This is a genomic window from Corynebacterium sp. 32222D000AT (assembly GCF_053546955.1).
Genome location: NZ_JBPPVW010000018.1, coordinates 35,384 through 43,060, shown reverse-complemented (window position 1 = coordinate 43,060; position 7,677 = coordinate 35,384). Strand labels below are relative to the sequence as shown.

Sequence of the window (7,677 nt, the reverse complement as noted above, 5' to 3'; positions counted from 1 at the left end):
CCGGCACACACCAACACAACCATCCACACAAATGCAAAAAGTACATTGGCACACTATTGAGTTCTCAAACATCACTGTTGCAAAACCGTTCCGCGCTATTGTCTAGCGAAGTTCGTGTTTTGTAACTGGGGTTTAAATCTTAGACCAACTTTTAAACCAAAGTCAACCTGGAGTTTAACTCCCTGTCACCTGCTCTCGCGGCGACTCGGACTAATTTACACACCCCTTTAATTTTCCACAAATCCCCTGCTAGACAATAAAAACCCGCCACCAGGTGGTGACGGGTTAACTTTTGGCGCTGCCGGTTACTGCCTTCGGCGGGTTTTAGACGAACTTGGCGCCGGCGAAGTTCTTCTTGCCGCGGCGCAGAACCAACCATGCCCCGTGCAGCAGGTCGCTGTCGGACGGCTCCCACTCCGAGTCTTCGACTCGCTCGTTGTTGACGTAGGCGCCGCCTTCCTTAATGGTGCGGCGGGCCGCGCCCTTCGAATCAGCCAGGCCGCTGGCGACCAGAAGATCCACGATGGTTCGGGGCTGGCCCGCCTCGATCTCGGCGACCTCGGTCTCGGACAGCGCGCCGCACAGGGTCTCCTCGTCCAGGTCCGTCAGGCTGGCCTTGCCGAACAGCGCCTGGGCAGCGAGCTCGACGGACTTCGTGGCTTCCTTTCCGTGGACCAGGTCGGTCATTTCCTGGGCCAACCGGCGCTGAGCCTCACGCTTGTACGGCTCGGTCTCTACCTTCTCCTGGTACTCGGCGATCTCGTCCTGGGTCAGGAAGGTGAACCAGCGCAGGTAGTCGATAACCACGGAGTCTCCAGCGTTCAGGAAGTACTGGTACCAGGAGTACGGGGAGGTCTTCTCCGCGTCTAGCCAGAGCTTGCCGCCACCGGTGGACTTGCCGAACTTCTGACCGCTGGCATCGGTGACCAGCGGCACGGTCAGGCCGTGCACCTTGGCGCCGTCGACGCGGCGGTTCAGGTCCACACCGGAAACGATGTTGCCCCACTGGTCGCCGCCGCCAATCTGCAGAACGCAGTCGTAGTTGCGGCGCAGCTGCACGTAGTCGTTGGACTGCAGCAGCATGTAGGAGAACTCGGTGTAGGAAATGCCGTCGGCCTCCAGGCGGCGCTTGACGGTGTCGCGATCCAGCATCGTGTTCAGCGAGAAGTTCTTGCCCACGTCGCGGAGGAAGTCGATGACGGACATGTTCATCGTCCAGTCAGCGTTGTTGACCAGGGTTGCGGCGTTCTCGCCGTCGAAGTCGACGAAACGACGCAGCTGGCCCTTAATTGCTTCGAGGTTCTTCTCGATAACGTCCTCGGAGAGCATGGAACGCTCCCCGACGTCGCGCGGATCGCCGATGAAGCCGGTAGCGCCACCAGCCAGAGCTAGCGGGTGGTGGCCGGCTTCCTGGAAGCGGCGCAGCATGATCATCGGGACCAAGTGGCCGGCGTGCAGGGAGTCACCGGTCGGGTCGAAGCCGCAGTACAGGGTGATGGGCTGCTCGCAGGCCTCGCGCAGGGCCTCAAGATCCGTGGACTGGTTGATCAGCCCGCGCCATTGCAACTCATCGATGATATTCATGAAAATCGTCGTCCTTCTAGTAGATCTCTTCTTAGTTTTGGTTTCGGGGCGCCCCTGGAACTGGGCCTAGGCCGGCCATTTCTTGGCCTCGTCGGCCAGCATGACCGGGATGCCGTCTTCGATGGGATAGGCGATCCCCAAGCGCTTGTTTACTAGGACCTGCTGGTCCTCGATATACTCCAGCGGGCCTTTGTCCTGCGGACAAACCAAAATGTCTAGGAGGGCGGGGTCACAACTCATGGCCCTCATCGTACCCGTTGCGCTTCCACCCTGCGGCCTTGGCCCCGCCCTTTCCGGCGGCGAGTCCTCCGCTGCGGTCGCCGGTGGAGGCTTCGGACGCGACAAAGCCCCGCTTCCCCATCGGTACGAGGCCGCGGGGAGGCGGGGCGAAGGCAATTGCGCACGTGGTTTAGCCGCGTGCGCTGTGGGCTAGATCAGGGAGGGAACGTTCGCCACGAGGGAGAACAGATCCTTCGGATCGTCCGGGTTGGCGATGATGTCGATGTCGGTCTCCAGCTCGGTGCCCTTGACCGCGTCGCGGACGTAGCGCAGCGCGGAGAAGTCGTTGATGGCGAATCCCACGTCGTCGAAGAGCGTGATCTGCTCGTCGTCGTCGCGGCCGGTCGCCTGGCCCGTCAGGACCTGGTAGAACTCCGTGACGGGGAAGTCCTCCGGCATCTGCTGGATTTCGCCCTCGATGCGGGTCTGCTCCGGGAACTCGACGAAGACCTTGGACTTGTCCAGGATGGAGGCCTCCAGCTCGGTCTTGCCCGGGCAGTCGCCGCCGACGGCGTTGAGGTGCACGCCTGGGGCGACGTGGCGCTCGGCCAGAATCTGGTTCTGAGCCTTGTCCGCGGTGCAGGTGGTGATAATGTCAGCGCCCAGCACGGCCTCGTCGACGCTGTTGCAGGCGGTGATGTTGAAGCCCAGCGGCTCCAGGTTGCGCTTGAACTTCTCGACGGCATCCGGGTCGATGTCGTAGATGGTGATGTCCTCGATGCCCAGTACGCCGCGGAAGCCCAGCGCCTGGAATTCGGACTGCGAACCGGCGCCCACCATGGCCATGCGCTTGGAATCCTTGCGGGCCAGGTACTTGGCCACCATCGCGGAGGTCGCGGCCGTGCGCAGGGCGGTCAGCAGGGTCATCTCGGCCTCGAAGGTCGGGTAACCGTTGTCCACGTCGGCAAGCACGCCGAAGGCGGTCACGGTCTGGAAGCCGCGGGCCGGGTTGGACGGGTGGCCGTTGACGAACTTGAAGGCGTACTCCTCGCCGTCGGAGGTCGGCATGAGCTCGATGACGCCGAACGGGGTGTGGGAGGCCACGCGCGGGATCTTGTCGAAGCGCTCCCAACGGCGGTAATCGCTCTCCAAGTACTCGACCATGCCGGTAATGATGTTTTCTACGCCGTCGCGCTGGATCCAGCGCGCCATGTTCTCAACGTCGACGAATTTGACCATAGTTTCTTAATCTTCCTTCCTTTTACTAACGATGTCGCTTCCCCAAGCGCCGGGGTGTATCCCAGCGCTCAGCCATAGCCGTTAGAGATCTTACTTACTTTCGATCGCGCGGGTGCAGGTCCGACTGCGGGGCAGCCGGGAAGCTAGAGGTCGGCAGGTGCTTGGCGCGGCGCTCATCGGCAATGGCCCGGATGCGGTCGCGCCAGGCGAACCACATCACCATGAAGACCGGGATGAGCAGGATGGAGGCGCCCAGCGCGTAAGTGCCGATTGGGTAGTCGAAGGCCATCAGGACGATGACCACGGCGATGAAGACCAGGGTGGCCCAGTCCCCGACCGCGCCGAAGGGCGAGCGATACTCCGGCCGCGTGTAGCGCCCGCTCTTAGACAGCCGCACGAACTTCAGGTGCGCCAGGGCGATAGCTGCCCACGATGCCAGCGTGCCCAGCGCCGCCAGGTTCAGCACGATTTCGAAGGCCGCCTCCGGAACAATGAAGTTCAGGAACACGCCCGCCAGGCCCACGAAGGCCGCCATAACGATGCCGCCGTAGGGCACGCCCGACTTAGACATCCGGGCACCGAACTTCGGACCGGAGCCAGCGGTCGACATGTTGTACATGATGCGCCCGGTCGAGTACAGACCGGCGTTCAGCGAGGAGATCGCCGCGGTGATGACCACCAGCTGGAAGATCGGGGCCGCGGCCGCGATACCCAGGGACTCGAAGAAGGTCACGAACGGCGAGACGTTCGCGATGTACTCGGTGTACGGCAGGACCAGGGTCAGCAGCAGCACGGAGCCGAAGTAGAAGACCAGGATGCGGAACAGGACGTTGTTGACCGCCCGCGGGATATGCTTCTCGACGTCCTTAGTCTCACCACTGGTGGTACCGACCAGCTCGATGCCGGCGTAGGCGAAGACCACGCCCTGGATGACGATGACGGCCGAGATGAAGCCGTTCGGCAGCCAGCCGCCGGCGTCAGAAATCAGGCTAAACCCGGTCGGGTCGCCGCTCGGGTGGCCGAAGATGACCACGCCGATGGCCACCAGCATGAAGATGAGCAGGGCGACGACCTTGATCATGGAGAACCAGTACTCCAGCTCGCCGAAAATCTTGACCGACATCATGTTGAACAGCAGGATGCCGCCGATGACCAGCAGGGCCAGCACCCACTGCGGGATGTCTTCGATCCAGTGGGTGTACTGGGAGAACCACTTGATGTAGAGGGCCACGGCCGTGGCGTCGGCCACCAGCGTCATGGCCCAGTTGCCCCAGTAGAGCCAGCCGGTCACGAACGCCGTCTTCTCGCCGTAGAACTCACGGGCATAAGACACGAACGAGCCGGAGCTCGGGCGGTAGACGATGAGCTCGCCGAGCGAGCGCAGGATGACGTAGCCGAACATACCGCAAACGAGGTAGAGCACGGCCAAGGAGGGGCCGGCTTGTTCGAGGCGCGCACCGGTGCCCAGAAGGAGGCCGGTGCCGATAGCGGAGCCAATGGCAATCATCTGGAGCTGGCGGTTGCCCATCCCCTGTTGCAAGCCATGGTCCTCGGAGGCGTAGACGTTGCGTTCTGCCTCGTGGGGGGCTGACTCGGAGCCCGTTGGATTGGTTGTCATAGGTTGGCTTTCTAAATCTGTCCACGATTAAGTAGCACGGATCACATCCGCTTGAGTGAACTGTAGTACACACTTCAAAGATGTGTGACTGGCAGCACCTTCGCTAGTCTCGTTTTTCAGACTGTCCCCGGAGACACCCCCACCACCACAGAAAACAGAACGCCGTACGGTGAGAACCACTAGCCCCGAAAGAGGTAGCCCTGCCCCACCGATGCAAAAACCGGCGCGGCCTTGTCGCCTCACCACAGGAGGCAACGAAACCGCGCCGGTTCGTTAATGGTGGCTATGCCAGCTAGCCGGTGCTATTTCTGGGCGCCGGGAATCACCGGAGTCTCCGCCCAGGTCTTCGCCTGAGAATTGCGCTGGGCGACCAGCTCGCGTTGCTCCGCCACGCGCACACCCGCGGTGCCGCCCTTGGTAGAGCGGGAGGCAACCGCGCCGTCGATGGTCAGCACCTCGCGCACCTCCGGGGTGAGCGCCTCGTGGACCCCCGCCAACTCCGCGTCGGTGAGATCGATGAGATCGACGCCGCGTTCCTCGGCGATCCGCACGCACTCGCCGGAGGCCTCGTGCGCCTGGCGGAAGGGCACGCCCTGGCGCACCATCCACTCGGCCAGGTCGGTGGCGAGCGTAAACCCGCGCGGGGCCAGCTCGCGCATCCGGTCCTCGTGGAAGACCAGGGTGCTGACCAGGCCCGTCATCGCCGGCAGCAGCAGGTTGAGCTGGGCGACCGAGTCCACGATCGGCTCCTTATCCTCCTGCAGGTCCCGGTTGTAGGCCAGCGGCTGCGCCTTGAGCGTGGCCAGCAGGCCCGTCAGGTTACCGATGAGACGGCCGGTCTTGCCGCGGGTCAGCTCCGGAACGTCCGGGTTCTTCTTCTGCGGCATAATCGACGAGCCCGTCGACCAGGCGTCATCCAGGCTGACGTAGCCGTATTCCGGCGTGCACCAGTAGATGATCTCCTCGGCCAGGCGCGACATGTCGATGGCCGTCTGCGTGAGAACGTAGGCGGTCTCCGCGGCAAAGTCGCGCGAGGCGGTAGCGTCCAGGGAGTTCTCCGCCGCGGCGTCGAAACCGAGTTTCTCGGCGATGGCCTCCGGGTCCAGCGCCAGCGAGGAGCCCGCCAGGGCACCGGAGCCGTAAGGCGAGATAGCCAGTCGCTTGTCCAGGTCCTGGAAGCGCTCGATATCGCGCAGCAGCGGCTGAGCGTGGGCCAGCAGCTCGTGCGCCAGCAGGATGGGCTGGGCGGCCTGCGAGTGCGTCTTGCCCGGCATGATGGCCTCCGGGTGCGCGCCCGCCTGCTCGACCAGCGCGTCGATCAGCTCGGTGATCTGCGCCGTGATGTCGCGGATGGCGTCGCGGACCCACATGCGGAACAGGGTCGCAACCTGGTCGTTGCGGGAGCGGCCCGCGCGCAGCCGGCCGCCCACCTCGGGGCCAACGCGCTCGATGAGCCCGCGCTCCATGGCGCCGTGGACGTCCTCGTCGTGGGCGTTCGGCGTGAACTCGCCGGAGGCGACGTCCTTACCTAGCTGCTGGAGACCAGCAATCATGGTCTCGAAGTCGGCATCGCTGAGCAGGCCGGCCTTGTGCAGGACGCGGGCGTGGGCCTGGGAGGCCAGCACGTCGTAGGGCGCCAGGACCCAGTCGAAGTGGGTGGACACGCTGAGGGCAAACATCGCCTCAGAGGGACCGCCGGAGAACCGGCCGCCCCAGAGGGCGCCCTCGTTCGTCTTGTGCGGCTGCATCTACTTCGCCCCCGTGCGGAAGCCGCCGTCCCGGTCGCGCTGGTTGGAGATCTGCGTGGACAGGCCGTGCAGCTGCACGAAGCCCTTAGCCGCGGTCTGGTCGAAGGCGTCGCCGGTGTCGTAGGTGGCCAGGTCGAAGTCGTACAGGGACTGGCCCGAGCGACGGCCGTTGACCACGATGGAACCGGCGTGCATGACCATGCGGATGTCGCCGGTGACGTTCTCCTGGGAGGACTGGATGAACTGGTCCAGCGCCTTCTTCAGCGGGGAGAACCAGAGGCCGTCGTAGACCTCCTCGGACCAGCGGGCATCGGTAAGCCGCTTGTAGCGAGCCAGTTCGCGCTCGACGGCCACGTCCTCCAGCGCCTCGTGCGCCTTGATCAGCGCGATAGCGCCCGGGGCCTCGTAGACCTCGCGGGACTTGATGCCCACCAGGCGGTCCTCGACCATGTCCAGGCGGCCGATGCCCTGGGCGCCGGCGCGCTGGTTCATCTGCTCGATGGCCTGCAGGACGGTCACCGGCTGGCCGTCGATGGCCACCGGCTTGCCCTTCTCGAAGGAGATAACGACCTCGTCGGGGGCGTTGCCCAGGCCCGGATCCTCGGTGTAGGCGTAGAGGTCCTTTGTCGGCGGGTTCCACAGATCCTCGAGGAAGCCGGTCTCGACGGCGCGACCCCAGACGTTCTGGTCGATGGAGAACGGCGAGGAGGCGGACTGCTCAATCGGCAGATCGATTTCCTCGGCGAAGGCGATGGCCTTATCGCGGGTCCAGGCGTAGTCACGAGCCGGGGCGATGATCTCCAGGGACGGATCCAGGGCGCGGAAGGAGACCTCGAAGCGCACCTGGTCGTTGCCCTTGCCGGTGCAACCGTGGGAGACGTGGGTGCCACCGTGCTCCTGGGCGGCCTCGACCAGGTGCTTGACGATGAGCGGGCGAGAGATAGCAGAAACCAGCGGGTACTGCTTCATGTACATGCCGTTGGCCTGGATGGTCGGCAGGCAGTACTCCTCAGCGAACTCGTCCTTGGCGTCGATGACGATGGACTCGACGGCGCCGCAGTCCAGGGCGCGCTGGCGGACCGACTCCATGTCTTCCCCACCCTGGCCGAGATCCAGGGACACCGCGACGACGTCGCCGCCGGTCATCTTGGCCAGGTACGGGATGGCCACCGAGGTGTCCAGGCCGCCGGAATAGGCCAGCACTACGCGTGCACTCATTGCGAATCTTCTCCTTCTTGAGCACGGTTGTCTGCAATTAATTCATCTGGA

6 protein-coding genes are annotated in these 7,677 nt (G+C 64.0%); all 6 read right to left on the bottom strand.

Annotated features, from left to right (window positions below; translation table 11 throughout):
* Nucleotides 1-324 precede the first annotated feature (324 nt).
* On the bottom strand, nucleotides 325-1,584 hold the full coding sequence (gene tyrS, locus ACEE23_RS09855) for a tyrosine--tRNA ligase (RefSeq protein ID WP_368519780.1): 1,260 nt from the start codon (nucleotides 1,582-1,584) through the stop codon (nucleotides 325-327).
* A gap of 66 nt (nucleotides 1,585-1,650) precedes the next feature.
* Nucleotides 1,651-1,824: a Trm112 family protein gene (locus tag ACEE23_RS09850; RefSeq protein WP_070769337.1), complete on the bottom strand. Its 174-nt coding sequence runs from the start codon at nucleotides 1,822-1,824 to the stop codon at nucleotides 1,651-1,653.
* A 189-nt stretch (nucleotides 1,825-2,013) separates the two neighbouring features.
* Nucleotides 2,014-3,042 (bottom strand): ornithine cyclodeaminase, encoded by a 1,029-nt coding sequence (locus tag ACEE23_RS09845; RefSeq protein ID WP_368519779.1) that lies wholly within the window; start codon nucleotides 3,040-3,042, stop codon nucleotides 2,014-2,016.
* 94 nt (nucleotides 3,043-3,136) lie between these two features.
* Nucleotides 3,137-4,660, bottom strand: coding sequence for an amino acid permease (locus ACEE23_RS09840; protein ID WP_448872245.1), 1,524 nt, complete (start codon nucleotides 4,658-4,660; stop codon nucleotides 3,137-3,139).
* Between the two features lie 302 nt (nucleotides 4,661-4,962).
* Entirely contained in the window at nucleotides 4,963-6,408 is a 1,446-nt protein-coding gene (gene argH, locus ACEE23_RS09835) for an argininosuccinate lyase (protein ID WP_368519778.1), read from the bottom strand.
* Complete coding sequence (locus ACEE23_RS09830; protein ID WP_368519777.1) at nucleotides 6,409-7,626, bottom strand: argininosuccinate synthase; 1,218 nt, start codon at nucleotides 7,624-7,626, stop codon at nucleotides 6,409-6,411.
* Between the last annotated feature and the right edge of the window lie 51 nt (nucleotides 7,627-7,677).